We start from the raw sequence: 21,751 nt of genomic DNA, 5'->3' as shown, positions 1-21,751 counted from the left end.
TGCATGACCGAAGCCGACATAAAATCGATCGCCTTGTTTTTCTACTTTGCTTTACTAGATGACAGAAGGGCGATCGAAGCTTCAACTCAGGCACTAGCCCTTTGTCGAGATAAAAAGCAACGCAACCCCGAGCTTTCCACTCCTGTCGCCCTTGTCGCGGCAACTAAGATTACCTGGGATAAATTCAAAGTACGCGTCACTCGCGGTCGTCCAAATACCACAGTTGAATCCGGTTGGCTGGTTCCTGAAGGTGTTGATTTGGGCCCGTGGCGTGAATTCCAGAAAACAGCTTCTGAAGACGAGCTGTTAACAGTGATTTGGTCAAAAATTTTAAAAATAGAAGATAACGATATTTCAGAGGGCTTGGGAATCACTCAAGGCACGATTCGTTATCGCCTGGGCCGAGCTTTGCGAAAACTCGGAACTATGACTCAAGGTGTGGGTAAGTTAAAGCATGGCACAGCAGGAAGGTAAAATTCCTCTTTCTAAAAAAGGCAAAAGGGAGATATCTCCTTTTATCGGCCATGAACTACTTTACGATTATCTATCGGGGATTCTCGATGATGAAAGAAAGTCAGCGGTTGAAGACCACGTGAAGTTTTCGCGTGATGCTCAATTGGATTTAAATAAAATCCAAAATGGTGAAACTTACGCAAAACAATTGGCAGATACGATTGTGTCTCAGCCGATCATTGAACAAATCAATACGCCTTCAACATATCTGACAGTTCTCATGCAAAAATCCAATTTCGATCGCTGGCCGCAAGGTTTGAAGTGGGGATTGGAAGCTTTGGTTGTTGTAGCTGTGATCGTAACTTTGCTGACGGTAGCTCCGTGGCAGAAAGTTTTGCAGATCGGTATGAGCGGCAACACGAAAGAAGTCGTTTTAGCCGAAGTTGCGAAAACTGAGAAAGTTGCACAAGTTGAAGACAAACCACAATTTGTCGATGAAGAACCGAAAACTGAAAAGCCATTGCAGACGCCGAAACCTTTGCCGACTGTGGACGTGAAAGCAACAGCTGCAGCTGTGGTGACGAAACCTTCCGCGACTCCAGCAGCAACTGTGGCAGCGAAAGTTGCTGCGGCCACACCAGCGAAAAAAGAAGCTGAAGAAGAAAGCGATTCTGAGGGCGCAACTTCAGGTGGGTTCCTTTACCGTGGAGAAATTGCTGTCACAAATCTTTCCGTGGTTGGTCCTAAAATCACAGAGAAAGTTAAAGAGCTTGGCGGTCGTAAAGCCGGTGGCGTGGAATTGGGTTGGCAGAAATCTCCAACATCCACTTACTATCACTTCACATTACCTGAAGCAAAATACCAAGATCTGACGGCGTTCCTAGGCACATACGGTAAAGTTCATGTGAACAAGGAAAAGCATCCCCGTGTAATGCCTGATGGTATCATCCGTTTGATCATCACAGTGGATGAAGATAAAAAGTGAAAACGCTAAGACGGAAACCCAAGAGATCCTTACGCACGATTTTGATCGTGTGGTCTCTGCTATTTTCCGTCGTTCCCCTGGCCTTTGTAACTCTTTACTCGATGAAGAAGTACGAAAGAGCCATCGATCATGAATTAACCCAAAGACTTAAAGGTAACGCTCGCGAAGTCGAAATCATGTTGAATGATTACCGAGCTTCCTTGCAGCAACGCCGTGAACGTTATCTTCGCGATCCAAGTTTGACCTATCACTTGTCCATGGGTGACGGAAATACAGTTCGCAATGTCGCAAGCACGTGGATCCGTTCCGATGACACTTCCAGCCTGACGTTCTTTAATCGCGAAGGTCGCATGCTGGCATCTGTATTCAAAGACAACAAGGGCAATGTGCGCAGCTTTATGCCGGGCCAGGATGCTGTCTTTTTGTCAGCGAAATACATGGCCGAGGTCAAAGAAAAAGACGAAGTGGGAGTCGCTGAATACAGTGATGATCACAAGATTAATTTGATTCTGATCTCGCGCGTGAATAATGGCAGTGGCAGATTGATTGGCTACATGGAGCAGGTGATTGATTTAAATCAGGCCTACCTGACAAAAATTAAAAACCGTTTGAAGCTAGAGCTGATCTTGTTCAAAGATAATGGCGACATGGTTGCCGCGAGCCATGCGGATTTTTATCTGTATAAAAAAGATTTCTTTAAGAACTATTTCCACCCCGAGAAAGATCTGTTCTTTGATTTAAATGTGCGGTCGGCTCCGTATGGATTCCTGGTTTATCCGATTGATTGGGGTATTTCAAAATTCTATATGGCTTTGGGTGCCTCAAAGAGTGAGTCAGCAGCTGTCCTGCGCAACGTAAATATCGCGTTTATGACTGTCGTTGGTGCGGTCGTGATGCTTTTGATTCTGACGATTCTGGTTACATCCAGCTGGGTTTTAAAACCTCTTTATGATTTAGTTGATGCCTTGCAATCGTTCGAGTCGCAAGAGCAGGCTGTCACCATTCCGGTTAAGAACGACACAGAGATTGGTCTTTTAACTGAAAGCTTTAATGAGATGAGTAAGAAAATCTGGACAGCGCGTTCAGATTTAAGAAAAAAGATCACGGAATTGGAATCAGCCAATCGCGAACTGAAAGACACGCAGACGAAACTTGTTCACTCCGCTAAAATGGTGAGCTTGGGTCAACTGGTTGCGGGTGTTGCGCATGAGCTGAATAATCCGATTGGTTTTATTTATTCGAATATGACTTATCTGCGTGATTACAGCGATAAGCTGATTAAGCTGGTGGAGTCTGCGGAAAAAGATGTCACTAAACTTCCAGTACTTAAAGAGGAATACGAATTCGACTATATCGTAAAAGATATGCCGAAGCTGATTTCTTCGTGTCAGGATGGGGCTCGTCGCACGCGTGACATCGTCTTGGGTTTAAGAAATTTCTCTCGCCTGGAAGAAGCAAAGCTTCAGGAAATTGATTTGCATCAAAGCCTGGATACGACACTGAATTTGTTGCAAGGGGAGATCAAGGGACGTTTGGAGATCCATCGTCAATACGAACCAACTCCACACATTCACTGTTATGCGAGTCAGATCAATCAGGTCTTTATGAACATACTTTCGAACGCTGTTCAGGCGATTGAAGGTGCCGGTCACATCTGGATCTCAACTTTGCCTTTGAAAGACTATAAGCCAAATAAAGACAGCAAACTGAATAAATCCGGATGGGTGCAAATCTCAATTCAAGACAGTGGCAAAGGCATGACCGCGGAAACCATCGATAAGATCTTCGATCCTTTCTTCACGACCAAAGGCGTGGGCCAAGGCACGGGATTGGGTCTAAGTATTTCCTATGGAATTGTGCAAAATCACGGTGGCGAAGTTCAGGTGCGCTCAGAAGTAGGCGTTGGAACTGAGTTTATTGTCATCCTGCCCATTTACCCGCCCGTACAAGAGAAAAATACACAACTATTGTCCTAAAGCTTTAGTCCAGTCTAGCCGATTCTTAGGTTATGTCGGCTTTCCTAAAATCAATTATTTTAGTCTCGGTGCTGTTTGGCGTTTCGGCCCAAGCCGGGGAGAATGCTTCCTTAAAGTTAGTGGCTCACGTCCCACTTCGTGCGAACGTTTCGATTTCCCAGGATCCGATCACCAAAAAAATCGTTGCTATCAATAATGGATCGCAAGCTATCAAGGTCCAGACTCTTGGCAGATTCCCCGCATCTACAGTCACTATCATTGCTCCGTAAATTCGCAAAGACTATCATGGGAACATGAAGTTCTTTGCAGCAACATCACTCATTCTATTTTGTTCCTCCGCATTTGCATTTCGTCTGGATCCCATGGTTGTGAATTTCGCACCTTCAGGGAAGCTCGCAACTCAGGTTGTCACTTTGGATAATCCAACGGGCGATAAAATTCCAGTGCAGGTGGAAGTTCTAACCCGCGATGAAAAAAGTGGAACTGAAAAGCGCGATAAAACCAGCGAATTCACAATCTATCCAGAGCAGGTCGTTTTGTTGCCTCATGAAAAAAGAAATGTGCGCATCACTTTCACGGGTGAAGTCGGCAAGGAAGAAAAATCCTATCGTATTGTGGCCACTCAGTTGCCTGTGGAATTAAAAGAGAAAAATGCCAAAGCCGCTAAAAAGACCGGCGCCAATGTAACGTTCATGTTGCAGTACGTAGCCTCGGCTTACGTCACACCCAAAGACGCTGCGGCCGATGTCAAAGTGAAAGAAGTGAAAGTGTCTTCGCCGAAAAATATCTCGGTGACAGTTTCCAATGAGGGCAGCGCTCACAAAATCGTCTATGTAAAATCATTTAAAGTGATGGAAAAGGGCAAGGTCATCGAAGAGGTGGCTAAACCTCAGGGCATTGAAGGTGTAAATTTCCTAGCGAAAACACAAAAGACCGTTTCCGTTCCTTTAACGAAATCCTTAAAGGGCACTGAAGCTTCAGTTGCAATGGAGCTTACGGAGTCCGCGGATTGAGATTCTTAGCAGCCCTTGTTCTTTTATTCATTTCGGCGGTTGCCTCGGCTGCAGGCGTGCGCCCCGATTTGCCAAAGCCCTATTTGATCGCACCAGTGAGTCTGGACAGTCGAGAGATGGTTCAAGTTTGGGTTTTCCCTCGTGAATCCCGCAAAGAATTTATGATTGAGTCTGCTCCTTTGATGGAGGCATTGCAAAAGACCCTCAAAGATTCAAACTTTAAAATCGTAAAGTCCCTGGTACAACCCCAAGGTGTGATCAGTGTTGCGAGTTTGGATGCGGCGGGATTAAAACCGCAATGGAATGAAGCGAACTTGGAATTGATCCTAAATATTCCACTGAACTATCGCAAAGCCAAAGAGCTTAGTGTCACTTATATCGAGGTCGACGAGAACAAGTATTACCGTCCTGATGCCCACAGTGGTTATTTGAATATGCGCGCCAGTCAGCCTTTTCAGTACGGGGACGGAACCTCATCTGCTGATAGCAAAATGCCGTTGGTCGGTCGTTTGGATTTAGTGGAAAACATCAAAGGTGTTGTTCTTGAGGCTGGGGCGGAATTTCAAGAACATGCCGAATATCCTTGGACACGCCAGGATACGCGTTTAAGAACAGACGACGAAGAGCACATGATTCGTTATACGCTCGGCGATTTAACGACCTATTCGCGGGGATTGCAAACCGCTCCCTCATTGGGAGGATTTTCCCTAAGTCGTGAGTTTTCGATTCAACCTTACCGCACTCTTCGTCCTATCAGTCGTACTGAAATTGAGATCAAAAGACCGTCCGTCGTTGAAGTGTATGTCAATGGCGTTCTGACCAGTCAACAGCGCCTGGGTCCGGGAAGATTCAATGTGCGTGATTTCCCAATTGCGATTGGTCTTAGCGACGTGAAAATCAAAGTCCGCGATGATCTTGGGCAAGAAGAAACCTATGATTTCTCGTTGCTGTTTGAAAATTCCATTCTTAGCGAAGGCACTCAAGAATTTTCGTATAACTTCGGTAACCCTTGGGTGCAAGAGCAGGGTGATCGCACCTATTCGCGAGACGGTGTGTTCACATCATTGTATCATCGCTGGGGTGTCCGTGATGATTTAACCTTAGGGGTGAATTTTCAGAACTATCTGGATAAGACGATGCCGGGAGTGGAGATTTCCAAAATCGCTCAGTGGGGTTTGGCTTCTTTAGATACCGCATATGGTACAGCAAACGGCTTGGGCGGTTGGGGAAGTCGTCTGACTTATAGAAGCTTAGATCGCATGTACGGTTATAATGTTCCTTTTGTTGCCGCAGCCGAAGTCCTTATGCGGGATCCAAACTTTCAGCAGCCCGTAGCGGTGGATGGACTGCCGTTAAACTTACTTCGTCGTTATGATTTGCAACTTTCCACGGCGTTTGGCTTGGGTGGCATTTGGGGTGTGGGTGGAGGATATGAAGACACTCCGGCAGATGCATCAGATCGCCGTTTTTATCGCACGAATTTAAGCTATCCGATAAATGTTTCAAATCGCATCGAGTTTTCCATCGTCAGAGAAGTTTCCGACAAGCAAGAAGACCGCGGATTAATATCATATTTCTGGTCTGAGCCCGCAGGCCGTTACAGTGTAAGTGCTTATCATGAAACTCAAACCAAGAGCACAACCGCCACAGTTAATCGCAATAACTTTTATCAATACGATGACGTCAGAGCTTCTGCTTCCTTGCAAAGGGTGAATGAAAATACCAATGGTAGTATGTATCTAGAATACTTAACACAGCCTGCAAGTTATCGCTGGGATCAATTTTCAACAACCACAAGGCTTGGACAAAGAGTTTCCACTTCAACACTGGGTGTGTCGACAGCGTTTGCATGGGTAGGAACTCGTGGTGCATTTTCTCAACCGATCACGGACAGTTTCGTGCTAATCGCCTCGGATAACTTTCCTGAAAATGCCGAGATGCCCATAAATCCTTTGGGTACCAAGGGCGAGGCGCAACTCGGGCCACGCTCAAATACAGTCTTAAAAGATCGTACGTCATATTATCGTTATATGGTGAATCTGGATTCGACGTCTTTACCGACGGGGTATCTGCTGGATAAAGAATACTATGGCGCTATGCCCACGTATAAAAGCGGCATCCTGATTGAAACTTCGTTGAATCGTAAAGTCATGGTTAAGGGACGTCTGATTCTGAAAGATGGATCGCCACTAGCACTCGTTGCTGCTGACATCTTAAATGATAAAGGCCAATTGGTGGATAACACTTTCTTTACCAATCGTGATGGTCAATTCGTCATTGAAGGTTTAGCTCCGGGTTCTTATAAAATCGTAACCGATCGCCCTGATCTGTCTGGTATCAGTTTAACTGTGACGGATGATCCTAATAATTCCGTGAACGTGGGTGACTTGCTCGTCACCAAGGAGGAGCGATGATAAAGCTTGCTCTCGGTTTATTCCTAACACTTGTTTCTGCTGTTGCGGTTGCCGATGATTGCATGAATATGCAGCTTCAGGCGCAACAGACAGCTTTTGATTTAACAACAAATCCTAATATCACATCTAATTTAATTGTTAAGGCTGACACTCGAGCCAAGGGCTGTAGCTTTTTTATCACCTTTGATTACGGCTTATCAGCGAATTTTGCTTCCCGCTCGCTTAAGTATTTCCTGGTCTATAATTGGCCATTTCAGCTTTACAAAGACTCTGGCAATACGCAGGTATTAAAAAATATTCCGCAGGTGAACGATTATAATGATGTCTTGAATGGAACTCTGCCAGATAAGGGCGGCAGTGATGCGCAACTTTCTATTCCTTATTGGATCACTGCAGATATGTCTTCGCCTTGGAGACAGCAAGGAACCTATTCCGAATGGATCACAGCTACTTTGTACAAAGGCACGTTGTCGAATTATGAGTTCGTTCGTTCTGTTGTGATCGCATTTTATCTGAACGCACCAAAGCGCGCAGATATTTCCGTCGTGCCATCAGGCGGCTCATTCAACATTGCGGATATCAGTGAAACTTTAGACTTTGGAAATCTTGCGACGGGTACGACACGCAGTTGTGATGTGATCGTTAAATATAACGCTGGCTATATTCTGTATGCCTCATCGCAAAACAACGGTCGTTTGAAACATGAAACTGAATCCTCATATATTCCTTATACAATCTCATTTGCCGGAACCGCTGTGAATCTTGGAAATTCTGCAAGCACTCCGGTTCAGGTTAGGCGGGAGCTGGGGTCTTCCCCGGCAAGTGGAAAAATTATCCCGACATCGGTGACGATCGGGAATTACTCCCAAGATCAATCCGGAAATTTTAGCGATATCATCACGCTCACAGTTCAATCGGCTGAATAAAAAAAAGCCCTTCATTGCTGAAGAGCTTTCGAAAAAGAAATGAGATTAAGAACAGTTTACTTGGCAGTAATGGTGAACGTCACTGTGTCTTTGTAAGTACCTTCCAGTGCATTTGCATTGCCCGTGATTTTCAAACCAACAGACTTAGTTGCAGTTGTTTTTTGGGTCAAAGAACTTACGTCAGTCACTGTTTGAGATGAAGACAATGATTTTTCCTGACCGTTATAGATCAAAGCATAATTGATCGCAGCAGCGTCACTTGCGTTTGAATCATCCATCGTCAATTTACCATTGTGCGCAGAGCTCGCCGTCACCGTATAACCCGCTTTGCGATTTGAAGTTTCAAATACATATGCGATGTTATCAACAGTGTTAGAACCTGCTGTCGTCAGTTTAGCAGAATCGATAGTATAAGCTTGTTCCACCGCGCCAGTTTCAACGTTTGTTGAAGCGATCGAGATATAAGTCGAAGCGGGTACAGAACCCGTCAACTTGAGAGTTGCTTGGGTAGCGGCAAATGCAGGAGCTGCTACAACAACAGAAGCCATTAGAGCCGTGATTTTCGCGATCGTTTTCATGCGGGGGTACTTCCTTTCAAAGAAGCGTGGTGTTTTGGTGTAATGTCACAGAGCACACTTCACCATTCGTGCCGAGCCAGGATATCTGCAGCCCTCTGATATATGACACTTGGTTGTAAAGAAGTGGTAAAAATTTAGACAAAAAGACGTAAAATTGCCGACACTGTCAAGGCTGACGGCCGGTTATATTCGAGATGGGCTCATTTCCGGTTAAGATCTTTGTCGGGAAGTATGCGAGGTGGCCTTCCTTTAGAGATGTTTCATTTAGCCGATAATAATACTAATGGCAGAGCAAAAATCCTCGAATGATAACAACAAGCTTTTAGCGATCCTCTTGTTTTTAGGGGCGGGGATTCTTGTGTTGATGTCATTAGGAAACGACAACGCCAAATCTGGTGGCCAAGCGAGCGTTAAAAAAACTGAAAAATTTGAAAAGTCAGTGAACAAGCATCTGATGCTGACGAATGAAAAAATCGAATTCGAACGCCGTCGATTAGAAATTGAAAATGCAGCAGGTGCTGATTTCAATTCCACCAAAGCCCAAACTACTTACAATCCTCAAGACTCGGGGTTGGATCTTTCGAATGATTCCAAAGCCGCTGAAGTTGCGAACATTTTAGGTCGTGGTGAGCGCAAAGAGGGCGAGCCTTTAAATCCGCATGACGTGATTCAAAAAGAACTTTTCAATGCGCAACAAGAAGAGCAGTATTCCGAAGCTTATAAAAAAGAATACGCTCGTCAGTTTGTAGAAAACGCACGCCGAGGCGGTTACAAAGTTTATCTCGATGAAAATTATCGCGTGAAACAAGTGATCCCATTGAATCGCCAGCCGGGCAGCACTGATATCTTTAACTCCCATGGCGATGCTATTCGCTAATCACGAGCACGTGATCCCTTAAGTCTTTTAAAAAATCCATTGTCAGCCATGCTGTAGTAGTCTCGCTCACTGAAAATAATGTGATCGAGAAGTGGTATTTGAAACAGCTTGCCGCAGCTATGCATTTTTCTGGTCGTGATCAAATCCTGATCTGAAGGTTGAACACTGGAGCTGGGGTGATTGTGGGCCATCATAAAGAAGCTGGCATTTTTCAAAATCAGAAAACGGAAGATATCTCTGGGGTGCGTTGGACAATGATCCGCTGTTCCCCTAAAAATCATTTCCGTCGCGATAACTTGTAGTTGCGGACTTAATGCAATGACCCACAATTCTTCGGCATAGGGGTTTATGATGGTTTTTAAGGTTTCAAAGGCCTGGGCACTGCTGGTGATTTCTGTCATGCGCTGAGGACATTGCAAAAAGCGTAACCCAGGGTACTGAGCGCAACGATCCAGAGCGGACGGTAATTGGACGCCCGTCTTGAAACGCACGGGCATGACTTGCGCCCGACAAATCCTCGGCATAGACTTGGGAGGAATAAGGGGTATTTATGTGCAAGAATTTGCTACTTGGTGCAATGACTGTTTCTTTGTTGGCTCTTACAAGCTGTGGTCCTAAGGCTTTCACAAAAGGTGAATATGACGACGTAAACAGAGAAAATCTGTTGAACGATCAATGGTCAGAAACAGATATGCAAAAAGCTGTTCACGATCTTGTAACAAGTTCTTTGCAATCACCTGCGATTACACAAGCTAAAAAAATGCCTGTAGTTATCGTGACGGGTCTTCAAAATAAAACAAGTGAACACATCGACACTCAAAGCATCATGGATATGATCCGTGTTGAGTTGATGAGATCTGGTAAAGTAGCTTTCATTGATAAAGAAGCACGCGGTGATATCGCTGATGAATACAACTACCAAAATTCTGGTATGACGAGCGCTGAAACTAAAAAAGGCCCAGGCGGTCAAATTGGTGCAGACTTCATCATCAATGGTCGTTTGGATTCAATCGTTCAAGAAGTTGGTAAAGATAAATCCGTATACTACAAACTGACTTTGAATTTGACGAACTTGAAAACAAGCATGATCACTTGGTCAGATCAAAAACAAATTCGTAAAACGTTTAAGAAAAAATCTATCGGTCTATAATGATTATTTCTCCCAAAAGACTCACAGGATATGTGGGTCTTTTTTTTCTTCTGCTAAGTACGGGATGCGCATCTTACCAAAGTAAGGTGGATAAAGCCCGTGCTTCACTTGTTGCCCGCAACTACGAAGCCGCATTAAAAGATCTTGAGCCTTTGGCAAACAAAGATGATGGCGACCAATTAGTATATCTATTGGATTATGGCGTGGCATTGCAAGTCGCAGGAAAAATCGGCGATAGCAATAAGGTATTTTTGCGCGCCGATAAACTCAGTGAAGAAGTCGATTATCAATCGGTGAGCCGGGTGACAGGTTCCTTGTTGTTAAATCAGGGAATGGTTCAATACAAAGGCGACACATTCGAAAAGATTTTCATCAACGCTTATCTCGCGATGAATTTTCTTGAGATCGGAAAGCTTGACGACGCCTTGGTTGAAGCCCGTCGTATCAATGAAAAATATCAAAAATACAGACTGGATGAGAAACAGAAATTCGAACTGAATCCGTTCAGCAAATATCTGTCCGCTTTAATCTGGGAAGCAAGTCGCGACTATGATGATGCCTATATTGCCTATCAAGAAGCATATAAGTTAGATCCCGGTATTCCGCAAATTGGCGAAGACCTGATTCGTTCTGCAAAAAATGCCCGTCGTCCCGATACCTACAAGGATTGGAAAAAAAAGTTTCCGGAAGTGAAAGAAAATCCTGATTGGTACAATAAATCCATGGGCGAGTTGGTGATAATTTACCAACAAGGCTGGGGTCCGCGAAAATACGCCGCAAAAAATGAATACCGTTTACCAGCTTTATATCCCACTCCCAGTGAAACCAAACTTGCTCGTCTGACAATTGACGGGGGAGCGACGGTTGTAAGTCATCCAATTTACAATGTGCAAGAAGCTGCCATCAAAACTTTGCAGGAAGACTATGGAGCTTTGATCGCGAAACGTCTTGCGGGCATTGCTTCAAAAGCCGTTGCGGCAGATCAAGTGCGCCAACAAAATAAACTGCTGGGTGATCTAACTTATTTGGCTTTAAATATTGCCGATCAAGCAGATCTTCGCCAGTGGTCCATGCTTCCACAAACCATCCAAATCATCCGAGTCCCTTTGCAGCCAGGTGAATACAAATTCAATCTTGAGGGGTTGAGTTTGGCGGGAACGCCTACTGGCGAATCTTTGCTTGGGCAAACGGTCACAATTAAATCGGGACAGAAAAAGTTTATTGTTTGGCGTTCCCTTAAGTAGGAACGTTGGCAAATTCCTTTTACCTGCGTTGCTCTCTCGTCGGCGTACGAGGAGTACGCCTTCCTCATCGCGCCTTGGTAAAAGAAATTTTCTGACATTCTGTTTCGCGGCGATTTTTGGGGGAGCTGTTAATTTTGAGCAAAAAAAAAGGCCCAGCGTTAGCTGAGCCCTTTTCGGTGCTAGTTCTGTTGAGACAGAATTAGTTGTTCAAACCAAGAGATGAACCCGGAAGATTCGGAGTTTCTTCGTCTTGTTGAAGACCTGGAAGAACAGTTGCTTTTTCAGCAGCTACTTTAGCAGTAGTGTCTGTGTTGTAGCGAGTTGCTGCAGTAGCAACACGGTTTTCCAAGTTTTGTTTCATTTCCGCAGATGCATTTTCAACAACTGTGTTTACTTGTTGTTTAGTCATGTAATCTTGAGGGAATGCACCAAGTTTCGCAAGGTAGCCAGAGATGCTGCCGTTGCCATTTTGGATGATTTCACGAAGTGTGAAAAGAGGAGCGTATTGAGATGCTTTCTTTTCAGCTTCAAAGATGATCTGAGTCAAAGTTGCAGCAGTGATATCGTTTTTTGATTTATTATCGATAACCATTACTTCTTCGTTTGTACGAATCATTTTAGCGATATCGTCCAACGTCACGTAGCAGCTTTGTTGTGTGTCATAAAGTTTGCGGTTCTGATAACGCTTGATGATCTTAACTTTAGAGTTTGGCTTAGATGTCATTGTTTCGTTTTGGTTGATCAAAAGTGCCTCCCAATTTGAAATTTACCCAAAATATCCAATGAGATATGTGCTAAAGTATTCAGCACGTCCCCCTGTCGATGGGCGCAACCTATCCCCGGTGCCATGCCTTGTCAAGCGGTCCTCAAATCAAAAGAAAAGACTCTAGGCGTTAATTTCAATCGATTTGAGAATCTCCTTCAGTCCAAACCCTTGTTTGTTTTTTTCCCCAGAATTCTCAGACCTTCGTCTAAAGTTTTCTTTTGAACTCGCCGAAACGTCATTAGGGTCGATCACGTTGCGGGTGGTAATTTAATGAAAAATGAGAAAAATCAAGAGTTTAAGTCATCTGGAGTTCTGACTTTGTTGGGTCTCGTTGGCTTCTCGGCAACCATCATTGCCTCCCCTTGGAACCAGTCCGTACAAGACTCTGAGACGAAAGCCGCTCTGCAGAAAGCAGAGGTGGTAGGTTACCAAGTTGTACAGATTTATCGCGAGGCGACAAAGGTTTCTGCGGCGCCGAAAGTGGCCTCTGGAGGCCGTTCTCCAGCCTCAATTTCACCTAAAGTTGACGGAATTGAAGGCATTCGTTCGACCGGAACTATGGGCACTGACCCGTGGGGTCAGCCTTACCATTACCGCGTGCTTCCAAACGCGGAGAAGAACTCGAACATCCGCATTGTTGTGTGGTCATCAGGGCCCAACAGCAAAGTCGAAAGCAAAGATTTGGAAAATGAAGAATCCAAGATTTCAGGACAGCCCAACTTTAGTGGAGACGATGTAGGTGTGGTCTTGAGTATGTCTCAAAACTAGATTTCCTGGCCCTGTCCTTGGGTCAAGTTATTGCGGCCTCTCGTCAAGGTTTTCTCACAGAGCACCGAACAGCCTAGTGACCAAGGAGATCCAATGCTTCTTCAAACTAGGACCGGAATTTTCGCAGTACTTCTTCTATCTCTGACTGCATGCGCGACATCCACGTCACACGATTCTGACAAGGCGCCTTACTACGAGGCTTCTTTCAACGATCACAACCGTGCTCCTGCTTCTTTGACTCCTCCACCAATTTCATCGAAAGACGGCCAGGCAACTCTTGATCCTCTTTATCTGCGCACTCAAGCAGACTACTACTTCGCCATGGGTGAGGCTTATGCTCTGGAAGGTAATCCGAACAAGGCGATCGAATCTTTTAAGCTGACTTTGGTGTATGACCAAAATTCTCCAACGGTGAACATGCGTTTGGCGACGGAGTATTTGAAATTGGGAATGATCTCTGAGTCATTATCCCAAGCTGAAGAGGCAACCAAGAAAGATCCAAAGAATATCGACGCTCATTTGCTATTGGGTGGATTGTATTCTTCTATGAAGGCTTATCCAAAAGCAATGGATCAATACCAGGTTGTGATGAAGCTTTCTCCGACGAATACTGAAGCTCCTCTTTACATTGGTGCTTTGTATTCGGAGCAAAAGCAGTCTGACAAAGCTGTGAAATACTTTGAGTCTTTGTTGAAAAATCCTGAATACACGACGCCATACCTGGTGCACTACTACATCGGTCGTGTACGTATGGAGCAACCGGAAGCAAAATACCAAAAGGCAGCAGAAGCATCTTTTAAAACTGCATTGAAATTGAAACCTGATTTTGCTGACGGTGTTTTGACTTTGGGTGCATTCTACTCAAAACAAAAACAAGAAGAAAAAGCATTGTCTTTGTACCGCGCTTACCAAAAAGAACAATCTCCGTCTCCAAAAATCGCTGATGTATTGGCGCAAACATACATTGAACAAGGCAAGTACGACTTGGCTTATGATCAATTGGAAGTGTTGGAAGCAAACTCTGACGAGCCGTTAAACATCAAAATGAAGATGGCGTTGATCCTGATTGAACAAAAACGTTACGACGTGGCTGTAGAAAAATTGGAGCAGATTCTTAAAGATGCACCAGATTCTGATAAGATCCGTTTTTATTTGGCAGCAGTTTACGAAGAAACACGCCAATCTGAAAAAGCGATTCGCGAATTTAAAAAGATCCCGACTTCGTCTACCTATTATGGTGAGTCGACTGTTCACGCAGCGTACTTGCTTAAAGGTGTAGGTCGTTTGGATGAAGCGATTGAACTTGTATCCAAAGGTTTGAAAGAGCGTGCGGATCAACCACAAGTGTATGCAATGTATGCTTCCTTGTTGGATGAAAAGAACGATTTCAAAGGTGCTGCGAAAGTTTTGGAGCAAGGCCTCGAAAAATTCCCAGAGAACGCTCAATTAAGATTCTATTTCGGTACAATCAACGACCGTATGGGTAACAAAGATATCGTCGTGTCTGAAATGAAGAAAGTTTTGGAATTGGATCCAAACCACGTGCAAGGCATGAACTATCTTGCTTTCACTTGGGCGGAGATGAACCAGAATCTTGAGGACGCTGAAAAGCTGGCGCGTCGTGCGATGGAGCTTGAGCCGCAAGATGGTTATGTTTTGGATACTCTGGGTTGGATTTTGTACAAGCAAAACAAAACGGTTGAATCAATCAAGTTCCTGGAAGCTGCTCATAAGTATCAAGGTACAGTGAGTGTGATCGCAGAACACTTGGGTGATGCTTACTATAAGCAGTCCATGGTTGATAAAGCTAAAAAAATGTATCGTAAAGCAGCGGACCTAGAAACTGACAAACGCAAAGTTCAGGAAATCCGCGCTAAGATCACAGCGATTGAAAAACAAGAAATGGGTTCTCCAAGATTGCCAGCTTCTGTTGAAACGCCTGTTGCAGCAGATCACACGGCAAAATAATTCCTTGGTCGGAAAATTTGGAAACCCGCTATCTAAGCCCACTTTATGGTGGGCTTTTTTTATTTCTTTTCGAAAGCGTTTTTGTTCTTCATCTCTATATATAGATAGAAACAGGTAAAAAACATAAAAGGCAGCGCCAAGATCAAACCCAAGCCACGAAGGTAAGTTGCAATAACCAAAGCGACACTGATTGCTACCGTCGCTCCCAGAAAAGGACCCAGGTTTTTAATCGCAGCGATTACAGTACGGTCCATGGCTTTAGCGATACCCATGTGAGTTTCAAGTTGCAGATTTAATCCATGAGATAAGACGAAATAGAAGAACACGCCCATCGCCATCAAACCAAATCCCGCGGGCAAAGATTGGATCAGGGGTTGAGGACTGTGGATTACTCCAAAAGCTGAACCCATTAGAATTCCCGTTGGCATCAGGATCACCGCTGTGATCAGCCATGACACCCAATCTTTTTGCAGATGCGTGAAATCTCTTTCCCAACGACCTTTTTGCAAACGTAAATTTGCAAGTTCCTGAAAAATCAAAAGGCCCACAGCAATCAACAAGGCACCGATCGTGGGAACAATCTGTGAAAAGAAAGTAAAGAGTGTAGCAAGGACTCCTAAGAGAAGACTGTCCTTCCAATTTTTGCGAAACATGATCAATGCTTGTTTAACTGAATGCATTTCAATATGCTAAGGGAATGAAAATTCTTTGGCGACAATTAATATCATTGATGCAGGGTCTTTTTCTTCTTGGCGGCGCACTTCTTGTGAATGCCTGCGCAACCAAACCCGTGGTTGAAGGACCTCTTCAACAGGCCGAGTGGGAAACCAAAGCTTTGATTCGCGACATGAAGGAAAATAAATCCAACTCCGTATCCATTGATATGATGGCAGTAAAGAATCAAAGAGTGCGATTGGATATAACCGCGCTGATGGGTTTTCAGGTCGCATCTTTGGTTATGTCTCCCAAAGAAATCGCTTATGCCATCTATCCCAGAAAAGAATTTTATTATGGAAAGAACTCTGAAAAATCGGTTGAGCGTATAATCGGTTTGAGTTTGCACCCAATGAATCTGGCTAATATCGCGTTTGATGAACCCGTGCGCGGCCCAGGATGGACATGCGAGCAGGACAGTTCCCATATTTTGTCGAAGTGTGAAAATAAGCAACGTTCTATTCGAGTTGAATGGAAGGATCGCACAGAAGGTAAAAAGAAAGTTGTAATTACGGCACCGCAATTCGAAATGCAGTGGCTCTTCAAAGCTCCCCAGACTGAGGTCCAGTTCAAACCTGAGACATTCACACTGAAACAACCTGATGGTTTCAAGGCAATACAAATAAATTAAAAAACTCGTTAACCGTCTAGGTTTGAGGCATAATCTAAGTAGGTAGGTGTGTCACAAATCACCGGGGAGAGTATTATGTCCTCTAAGATTGACCTTCACTCGCTGATCAGCAACTGGCAGAACTCCAGCGTCAATGCTAAAGAACATTGGAGCGGTACTTTCTCTGAGTACTTAGATCTGGTTAAAGCCAATCCGAAAATCACTAGGAATGCCTATCAACGCATGTATGACATGATCGTTGAAGAGGGCACAGAGACGTATCTCGATTTCAAAAAGGAAGTCGTACGATACAAATTCTTTAGTGATCAATTCAACAACGGCAAAGATGCAGTATTCGGACTGGATGTGCAGTTGATGAAACTCGTAAACATTCTAAAATCTGCTTCTTTGGGCTACGGCACAGAGAAACGTGTCATCTTGTTGCACGGTCCGGTGGGAAGTGCGAAATCCACCATCTGCCGCATGCTTAAAAAAGGTTTGGAGAGATACTCTCACCAACCGCAAGGTGCTTTATACACATTTGAATGGATTGATGAAAAGAATGAGCTGAAAGGTTTGTTGGGTAAGGAAGTCAAAGTATTCCCTTCGCCAATGAATGAAGAGCCCTTGCTTTTAATTCCAGAAGAAATGCGTGGTGCTTTGTATGATCAAATCAACAAAGGCCAAGAAGGAAGTTACCGTGTTCACGTTGATGGGGAGCTTAGTCCACCATCACGTTTTATCTTTAAGCATTTGATGGAGCACTATGAAGGCGATTTGATGAGCGTGCTAAAACACGTTCGTGTAAAGCGTCTGTTTATTTCCGAAGCCGATCGTATCGGTATCGGTACTTTCCAACCGAAGGACGAAAAGAATCAGGACTCAACAGAGCTTACTGGCGATATCAATTACCGTAAGATCGCAGAGTACGGTTCTGATTCGGATCCTCGCGCCTTTAACTTTGACGGAGAGTTCAACGTTGCCAATCGCGGGATGATTGAATTCGTCGAGGTTCTGAAACTTGACGTCGCTTTCTTGTATGACCTGTTGGGGGCATCACAAGAGCACAGAGTTAAACCTAAAAAGTTCGCGCAAACGCATATCGATGAAGTGATCATTGGACACACGAATGAGCCTGAGTATCGTCGCCTGCAAGACAACGAATTCATGGAAGCCCTTCGTGACCGTACGGTGAAAATCGATATTCCGTATATCACGCGCTGGAAAGATGAAATCAATATCTATAAGCGTGATTTCAACTCGCAAAAAGTGCGTGGCATTTCCATTGCTCCGCACACGGTCGAGATGGCGGCGATGTGGGCGATTCTTACGCGTTTGGAAAAACCTAAGAAAGCAAACCTCACTCGTTTGCAAAAATTGAAACTCTATAATGGTAAAACGCTTCCGAATTACACTGAAGACAACGTGCGTGAGCTTCGTAAAGAAACTCAGCGTGAGGGACTGGAAGGTATCTCGGCTCGTTATATCCAGGATAAACTTTCTAATGCGCTGGTAAATGCCCAGCAATCCAATAAAGGCTCCGTGAATCCGTTCATGGTCTTTAAGGAATTGGAATCGGGTCTTAAGAGTCACTCGCTTCTTTCTAACGAAGAACTGAAAGCTGAATATAAAGAGCTTTTGGGTGTCGTAATGCAAGAATACGAAGAGATCATCAAGGCCGAAGTACAACGTGCGATCAGTGCTGATGAAAGTGCGATGGCTAGACTGTGCTCGAACTATATCGATAACGTGAAAGCTTATACTCAGAAGGAGCGCGTTCGTAATCAGTTTACTGGTAACGACGAGGAACCGGATGAGCGTTTAATGAGATCGATCGAAGATAAGATCGAAATTCCAGAATCCCGCAAAGATGATTTCCGCCGTGAGATCATGAATTACATCGGGGCTTTGGCTCTTGAAGGCAAGAAATTTAACTTCAAGATGAACGAACGCTTGCACAAAGCGATTGAGCTCAAACTTTTTGAAGATCAAAAAGACAGTATCAAGCTTACAACTCTTGTCAGCAATGCTGTTGATAAGGATACGCAAGAGAAGATTGATATCGTTAAAACCCGTCTTATTAAAGACTTCGGATACGATGAAATCTCTGCGACGGATGTTTTACATTACGTTGCAAGTATCTTCGCCCGAGGCGATGTAAAGAGTAGATAATGGGCATAAGGGAAGATCAAAGCCGATTTAAAGACATCGTAAAGGGGAAGGTGAAAGAAGACCTTCGCAAATACGTGTCGCAAGGTGAAATGATCGGGAAGCGGGAAGACGAATTCGTCAAAATCCCGCTTCCGCGTATCGATATTCCCAATTTCCGTTATGGTCCCAAGCAATCCGGCGGTGTGGGTCAAGGTGAAGGCCAACCAGGTCAGGATGTCGGTGATCCAGGCGAAGGCGGGCAAGGCCAAGCCGGTGAAGCTCCAGGCGAACACATGGTTGAAGTGGAACTCTCCATGGAAGAGCTTGCAGATATTCTGGGCGAAAAGCTGCAACTGCCACGCATTGAACCCAAAGGTCACAAGAATATTGATTCCTTAAAAACGAAGTTCACAGGTATTGCTCCAGTGGGACCCGAGGGGCTTCGCCATTTTAAATCCTCTTACAAAAGCGCACTCAAGCGAATGGTAGGTTCTGGAACTTATAATCCGGAAGAGCCTTTGGTGCTGCCGATTCGCCGAGACATGAAGTACAAGTCTTTTAAAAAGGTGAATCAACCGCAAACTCAAGCCGTCATCATTTATATGATGGACGTTTCGGGTTCGATGGGTGAGGAGCAAAAAGAAATCGTCAGACTTGAAAGCTTCTGGATCAATACGTGGCTTAAGAAGCACTACAAGGGTCTTGAGACTCGTTTTATTATTCACGATGCTGCTGCCAAAGAAGTTGATGAAGATACGTTCTTCAAGACAAGTGAATCCGGTGGTACGCTGATCAGTTCTGCCTACAAACTCTGCCAGGAAATTATCCAGGCGGATTATCCAAGTAATGAATGGAATATTTATCCTTTTCACTTTAGTGACGGAGATAACTGGAGTGGTGAGGACACGCGTCTTTGTGTGAAGATGCTGCAGGAGTTCTTCCTGCCTAACTGTAACGTCTTTGGATATGGCCAAGTCGAGAGTAAATACGGCAGTGGTCAGTTCTTAAAAGATTTGCAAAAGGAATTCGGCGAGGACGAACGAATCACTCTCAGCCAAATTGAAAGCAGAGACAAGATTCTGGATTCCATCAAAGACTTCCTCGGTAAAGGCCGCTAAGAAGTACCGTGTGAAGCGAAAGGTGCCAAGCACCTTTTTAACCGCGGGGTTCTTGGCATTGGTCTTAGCAAGAAGGGCATAGGAGCCCTTTAGAGAGTGAAGGAACTACCATGGCAAATTTAACTCCCGAATTAGAAGCAGAACGAAAGCGTATTTGCCAGATCGCTAAGGATGCAGGGCTGGACTGCTTTGAAACTGTATTCGAATTGATTACATACGATCAGATTTCCCAGTTCGCAGCCTATGGTGGCTTTCCGGTGAGATATCCTCACTGGAAATTCGGCATGGAGTACGAACATCTTTCTAAAAGCTATGAATATGGTCTTTCCAAGATCTATGAAATGGTGATCAATACTGATCCTTGTTACGCGTACCTGATGGAAGGTAACGCGATGATGGATCAAAAGCTTGTGATGGCTCACGTCTATGGTCACTGTGATTTTTTTAAGAACAACGTATGGTTTGGAAAAACAAATCGCAAAATGATGGATCAAATGGCGAATCATGCGACAAGAATTCGCCGGTATATGGATCGCTATGGACAAGACACGGTCGAGAATTTTATCGATGTGTGTTTAAGTCTGGAAAACTTGATTGATCGCTACAGCCCTTATGTGGAAAAATCTGTGGTCAACTCGGAAACACCTCCTCCGCAGGAAAAAAATTATCTCTTAAAAGTCGAACGCGATTACATGCGCGACTATATCAATCCACCGTCTTTCGTTGAGGAACAGAAACGCAGAGCTGAAGAGGAAGCCGCAGCGCAAGCGCAGCGTTTCCCTCGTGAACCTGAAAAGGACGTTTTGAAATTCTTTATTCACCATGCACCGTTGGCTGACTGGCAGGTGGACGTCCTGACAATCATTCGTGATGAGGCTTATTATTTCTCGCCACAAGGTATGACGAAAACTATGAATGAGGGTTGGGCCTCGTACTGGCATTCCAAATTGATGACGACGAAAATTTTGAATGATTCAGAGATCATTGATTTCGCGGATCACCATGCGGGAACGATGGCCATGGCTCCAAATGGTTATAATCCATACAAAGTGGGCATTGAGTTGTTCCGCGATATTGAAGAGCGTTGGAACAAAGGACAATTCGGTCGTGAATTCGAAGAGTGTGATGACGTGAGAGAGCGTAAGCACTGGGATAAAAAATTGAATTTGGGCCGTGAGAAAATTTTTGAAGTTCGCAAGGTGTGTAACGACGTCACATTTATTGATCAGTTTTTGACAGAAGACTTTTGCGTTCGCAATAAGCTCTTCGTTTATAAATTCAATAAAAAGACACAAAAGTTCGAAGTCGACACCAGCAACTTTAAGGCGATCAAGTCGCAGCTATTGTTTCATATGACCAATTTTGGTCAACCGATCATCCGTATTGAAGATGCAAACTTCGAAAACCGAGGTGAGCTGTTGCTAAATCACCTTCACGAAGGCATCGACATGCAGCCTGATTTTATGAGCGAGACTTTGAAGAATGTGTATAAGCTTTGGAAACGCCCCGTAAATATCGCAACGATCATGGACGAGGCTCCGCAACTTTTTAGATTTGACGGAAAGGAGTACACGCAGCATAAACTGAGCGAAGAGGGTCCGACACCGAACCCTGCAACCGAAGAAAGCTCTGGTTCTTAATGAAGAATACTCGTTTAGTTTATAGTACCGATCCCAAGGACAACGTTATTTGTCCTCACTGCAAAGAACTAAAGAGCGAATGCAAATGTCGCCCTGAGGATAGCGCCGATCAAAAGTTCACTGTGATCTTTCGCTTAGAAAAGAATGGCCGCGGAGGAAAGACAGTCACTGTTCTGGACGGTTTGCCAAGAAACGAAGATTACCTGAAAACACTTGCGAAAGAATTAAAAGCAAAGTGTGGTGTAGGTGGATCACATTCAATTGGTGAAAAATTCGGATTAGTTGAAATCCAAGGCGATAAGCGAGACGCGATCAAAAAAATTTTACAGGTCAAAGGCATACCATTTAAGGGTATGTAATTCTAGACTTAAGGTAACTTGTATTTTTGTTCGATAAAGAT

At 44.3% G+C, this 21,751-nt stretch carries 21 protein-coding genes; 17 read left to right on the top strand and 4 right to left on the bottom strand.

Annotated features, from left to right (window positions below; translation table 11 throughout):
* Positions 1 to 33: 33 nt before the first annotated feature.
* The 7 genes from ACLSU7_RS11000 to ACLSU7_RS10970 all read left to right on the top strand — a co-directional run bounded on the left by ACLSU7_RS11000 (position 34) and on the right by ACLSU7_RS10970 (position 7,767).
* Positions 34 to 474, top strand: coding sequence for a hypothetical protein (locus ACLSU7_RS11000; protein WP_413291948.1), 441 nt, complete (start codon positions 34 to 36; stop codon positions 472 to 474).
* Positions 455 to 1,438 (top strand): hypothetical protein, encoded by a 984-nt coding sequence (locus ACLSU7_RS10995; protein WP_413291946.1) that lies wholly within the window; start codon positions 455 to 457, stop codon positions 1,436 to 1,438. Before ACLSU7_RS11000 ends, ACLSU7_RS10995 begins: the two co-directional genes overlap by 20 nt.
* Before the next feature lie 101 nt (positions 1,439 to 1,539).
* Positions 1,540 to 3,414 (top strand): ATP-binding protein, encoded by a 1,875-nt coding sequence (locus ACLSU7_RS10990; RefSeq protein WP_413291944.1) that lies wholly within the window; start codon positions 1,540 to 1,542, stop codon positions 3,412 to 3,414.
* 32 nt (positions 3,415 to 3,446) lie between these two features.
* Positions 3,447 to 3,683, top strand: a complete 237-nt coding sequence (locus ACLSU7_RS10985) for a hypothetical protein (protein WP_413291942.1) — start codon at positions 3,447 to 3,449, stop codon at positions 3,681 to 3,683.
* A 24-nt stretch (positions 3,684 to 3,707) separates the two neighbouring features.
* On the top strand, positions 3,708 to 4,427 hold the full coding sequence (locus ACLSU7_RS10980) for a molecular chaperone (protein ID WP_413291941.1): 720 nt from the start codon (positions 3,708 to 3,710) through the stop codon (positions 4,425 to 4,427).
* Positions 4,424 to 6,841 carry a hypothetical protein gene (locus ACLSU7_RS10975; protein WP_413291940.1) on the top strand — a complete coding sequence of 806 codons (2,418 nt, stop codon included), beginning with the start codon at positions 4,424 to 4,426 and terminating at the stop codon, positions 6,839 to 6,841. Before ACLSU7_RS10980 ends, ACLSU7_RS10975 begins: the two co-directional genes overlap by 4 nt.
* A complete protein-coding gene (locus ACLSU7_RS10970; RefSeq protein WP_413291939.1) occupies positions 6,838 to 7,767 on the top strand; it encodes a hypothetical protein in 930 nt (309 codons plus the stop codon). The genes ACLSU7_RS10975 and ACLSU7_RS10970 overlap by 4 nt, the downstream gene beginning before the upstream one ends.
* A gap of 56 nt (positions 7,768 to 7,823) precedes the next feature.
* Here the strand turns inward: ACLSU7_RS10970 and ACLSU7_RS10965 are convergent, their stop codons facing one another.
* Complete coding sequence (locus ACLSU7_RS10965; RefSeq protein WP_413291938.1) at positions 7,824 to 8,345, bottom strand: hypothetical protein; 522 nt, start codon at positions 8,343 to 8,345, stop codon at positions 7,824 to 7,826.
* 283 nt (positions 8,346 to 8,628) lie between these two features.
* Here ACLSU7_RS10965 and ACLSU7_RS10960 point away from each other — a divergent pair, with 283 nt between their 5' ends.
* The gene (locus ACLSU7_RS10960; protein WP_413291937.1) at positions 8,629 to 9,222 is read left to right on the top strand and encodes a hypothetical protein; all 594 of its coding nucleotides are present in this window, start codon (positions 8,629 to 8,631) and stop codon (positions 9,220 to 9,222) included.
* Here the strand turns inward: ACLSU7_RS10960 and ACLSU7_RS10955 are convergent.
* Positions 9,219 to 9,623, bottom strand: a complete 405-nt coding sequence (locus tag ACLSU7_RS10955; RefSeq protein WP_413291936.1) for a JAB domain-containing protein — start codon at positions 9,621 to 9,623, stop codon at positions 9,219 to 9,221. The two genes, ACLSU7_RS10960 and ACLSU7_RS10955, sit on opposite strands and share 4 nt — an antisense overlap.
* Before the next feature lie 149 nt (positions 9,624 to 9,772).
* Here ACLSU7_RS10955 and lpoB point away from each other — a divergent pair, with 149 nt between their 5' ends.
* On the top strand, positions 9,773 to 10,372 hold the full coding sequence (gene lpoB / locus ACLSU7_RS10950; RefSeq protein ID WP_413291935.1) for a penicillin-binding protein activator LpoB: 600 nt from the start codon (positions 9,773 to 9,775) through the stop codon (positions 10,370 to 10,372).
* 86 nt (positions 10,373 to 10,458) lie between these two features.
* Positions 10,459 to 11,616 carry a COG3014 family protein gene (locus tag ACLSU7_RS10945; protein ID WP_413291934.1) on the top strand — a complete coding sequence of 386 codons (1,158 nt, stop codon included), beginning with the start codon at positions 10,459 to 10,461 and terminating at the stop codon, positions 11,614 to 11,616.
* Between the two features lie 199 nt (positions 11,617 to 11,815).
* Here ACLSU7_RS10945 and ACLSU7_RS10940 read toward each other — a convergent pair whose 3' ends face one another.
* Entirely contained in the window at positions 11,816 to 12,361 is a 546-nt protein-coding gene (locus tag ACLSU7_RS10940) for a polyhydroxyalkanoate synthesis regulator DNA-binding domain-containing protein (RefSeq protein ID WP_088617236.1), read from the bottom strand.
* A 291-nt stretch (positions 12,362 to 12,652) separates the two neighbouring features.
* Between ACLSU7_RS10940 and ACLSU7_RS10935 the strand changes: the two genes are divergently transcribed.
* Both ACLSU7_RS10935 and ACLSU7_RS10930 read left to right on the top strand, forming a co-directional pair.
* Entirely contained in the window at positions 12,653 to 13,150 is a 498-nt protein-coding gene (locus ACLSU7_RS10935; RefSeq protein WP_413291933.1) for a hypothetical protein, read from the top strand.
* Between the two features lie 93 nt (positions 13,151 to 13,243).
* Positions 13,244 to 15,118 (top strand): tetratricopeptide repeat protein, encoded by a 1,875-nt coding sequence (locus ACLSU7_RS10930; protein WP_413291932.1) that lies wholly within the window; start codon positions 13,244 to 13,246, stop codon positions 15,116 to 15,118.
* A 59-nt stretch (positions 15,119 to 15,177) separates the two neighbouring features.
* Here the strand turns inward: ACLSU7_RS10930 and ACLSU7_RS10925 are convergent, their stop codons facing one another.
* The gene (locus ACLSU7_RS10925) at positions 15,178 to 15,798 is read right to left on the bottom strand and encodes a hypothetical protein (protein WP_413291930.1); all 621 of its coding nucleotides are present in this window, start codon (positions 15,796 to 15,798) and stop codon (positions 15,178 to 15,180) included.
* A gap of 17 nt (positions 15,799 to 15,815) precedes the next feature.
* Between ACLSU7_RS10925 and ACLSU7_RS10920 the strand changes: the two genes are divergently transcribed.
* The 5 genes from ACLSU7_RS10920 (at position 15,816) to ACLSU7_RS10900 (ending at position 21,710) form a co-directional block, all read left to right on the top strand.
* The gene (locus ACLSU7_RS10920) at positions 15,816 to 16,463 is read left to right on the top strand and encodes a hypothetical protein (protein WP_413291929.1); all 648 of its coding nucleotides are present in this window, start codon (positions 15,816 to 15,818) and stop codon (positions 16,461 to 16,463) included.
* Positions 16,464 to 16,538: 75 nt separating this feature from the next.
* The gene (locus ACLSU7_RS10915; protein ID WP_413291928.1) at positions 16,539 to 18,614 is read left to right on the top strand and encodes a PrkA family serine protein kinase; all 2,076 of its coding nucleotides are present in this window, start codon (positions 16,539 to 16,541) and stop codon (positions 18,612 to 18,614) included.
* Entirely contained in the window at positions 18,614 to 19,711 is a 1,098-nt protein-coding gene (locus ACLSU7_RS10910) for a DUF444 family protein (protein ID WP_413291927.1), read from the top strand. Before ACLSU7_RS10915 ends, ACLSU7_RS10910 begins: the two co-directional genes overlap by 1 nt.
* 110 nt (positions 19,712 to 19,821) lie before the next feature.
* Entirely contained in the window at positions 19,822 to 21,351 is a 1,530-nt protein-coding gene (locus tag ACLSU7_RS10905) for a SpoVR family protein (RefSeq protein WP_413291926.1), read from the top strand.
* Positions 21,351 to 21,710 (top strand): translation initiation factor, encoded by a 360-nt coding sequence (locus ACLSU7_RS10900; RefSeq protein WP_413291925.1) that lies wholly within the window; start codon positions 21,351 to 21,353, stop codon positions 21,708 to 21,710. The genes ACLSU7_RS10905 and ACLSU7_RS10900 overlap by 1 nt, the downstream gene beginning before the upstream one ends.
* The last annotated feature ends 41 nt before the right edge of the window (positions 21,711 to 21,751 follow it).

Source organism: Bdellovibrio sp. HCB185ZH, from assembly GCF_047302455.1.
GTDB lineage: Bacteria > Bdellovibrionota > Bdellovibrionia > Bdellovibrionales > Bdellovibrionaceae > Bdellovibrio.
Note: the sequence above shows the minus strand (reverse complement) of the source record. Positions and strands in the feature narration are given on the sequence as shown.

What these genes read in the sequence shown, in the direction of transcription:
- ACLSU7_RS10970 (WP_413291939.1), top strand. Translation starts at nt 6,838, where the DNA reads ATGATAAAGCTTGCTCTCGGTTTATTCCTAACACTTGTTTCTGCTGTT.
- ACLSU7_RS10960 (WP_413291937.1), top strand. Translation starts at nt 8,629, where the DNA reads ATGGCAGAGCAAAAATCCTCGAATGATAACAACAAGCTTTTAGCGATC.
- ACLSU7_RS10965 (WP_413291938.1), bottom strand. Translation starts at nt 8,345, where the DNA reads ATGAAAACGATCGCGAAAATCACGGCTCTAATGGCTTCTGTTGTTGTA.
- ACLSU7_RS10905 (WP_413291926.1), top strand. Translation starts at nt 19,822, where the DNA reads ATGGCAAATTTAACTCCCGAATTAGAAGCAGAACGAAAGCGTATTTGC.
- ACLSU7_RS10920 (WP_413291929.1), top strand. Translation starts at nt 15,816, where the DNA reads ATGAAAATTCTTTGGCGACAATTAATATCATTGATGCAGGGTCTTTTT.
- ACLSU7_RS10910 (WP_413291927.1), top strand. Translation starts at nt 18,614, where the DNA reads ATGGGCATAAGGGAAGATCAAAGCCGATTTAAAGACATCGTAAAGGGG.
- ACLSU7_RS10980 (WP_413291941.1), top strand. Translation starts at nt 3,708, where the DNA reads ATGAAGTTCTTTGCAGCAACATCACTCATTCTATTTTGTTCCTCCGCA.
- ACLSU7_RS10930 (WP_413291932.1), top strand. Translation starts at nt 13,244, where the DNA reads ATGCTTCTTCAAACTAGGACCGGAATTTTCGCAGTACTTCTTCTATCT.
- ACLSU7_RS10935 (WP_413291933.1), top strand. Translation starts at nt 12,653, where the DNA reads ATGAAAAATGAGAAAAATCAAGAGTTTAAGTCATCTGGAGTTCTGACT.
- ACLSU7_RS10985 (WP_413291942.1), top strand. Translation starts at nt 3,447, where the DNA reads ATGTCGGCTTTCCTAAAATCAATTATTTTAGTCTCGGTGCTGTTTGGC.
- ACLSU7_RS10925 (WP_413291930.1), bottom strand. Translation starts at nt 15,798, where the DNA reads ATGCATTCAGTTAAACAAGCATTGATCATGTTTCGCAAAAATTGGAAG.
- ACLSU7_RS10900 (WP_413291925.1), top strand. Translation starts at nt 21,351, where the DNA reads ATGAAGAATACTCGTTTAGTTTATAGTACCGATCCCAAGGACAACGTT.
- ACLSU7_RS10915 (WP_413291928.1), top strand. Translation starts at nt 16,539, where the DNA reads ATGTCCTCTAAGATTGACCTTCACTCGCTGATCAGCAACTGGCAGAAC.
- ACLSU7_RS10995 (WP_413291946.1), top strand. Translation starts at nt 455, where the DNA reads ATGGCACAGCAGGAAGGTAAAATTCCTCTTTCTAAAAAAGGCAAAAGG.
- lpoB (WP_413291935.1), top strand. Translation starts at nt 9,773, where the DNA reads ATGTGCAAGAATTTGCTACTTGGTGCAATGACTGTTTCTTTGTTGGCT.
- ACLSU7_RS10990 (WP_413291944.1), top strand. Translation starts at nt 1,540, where the DNA reads ATGAAGAAGTACGAAAGAGCCATCGATCATGAATTAACCCAAAGACTT.
- ACLSU7_RS10955 (WP_413291936.1), bottom strand. Translation starts at nt 9,623, where the DNA reads ATGACAGAAATCACCAGCAGTGCCCAGGCCTTTGAAACCTTAAAAACC.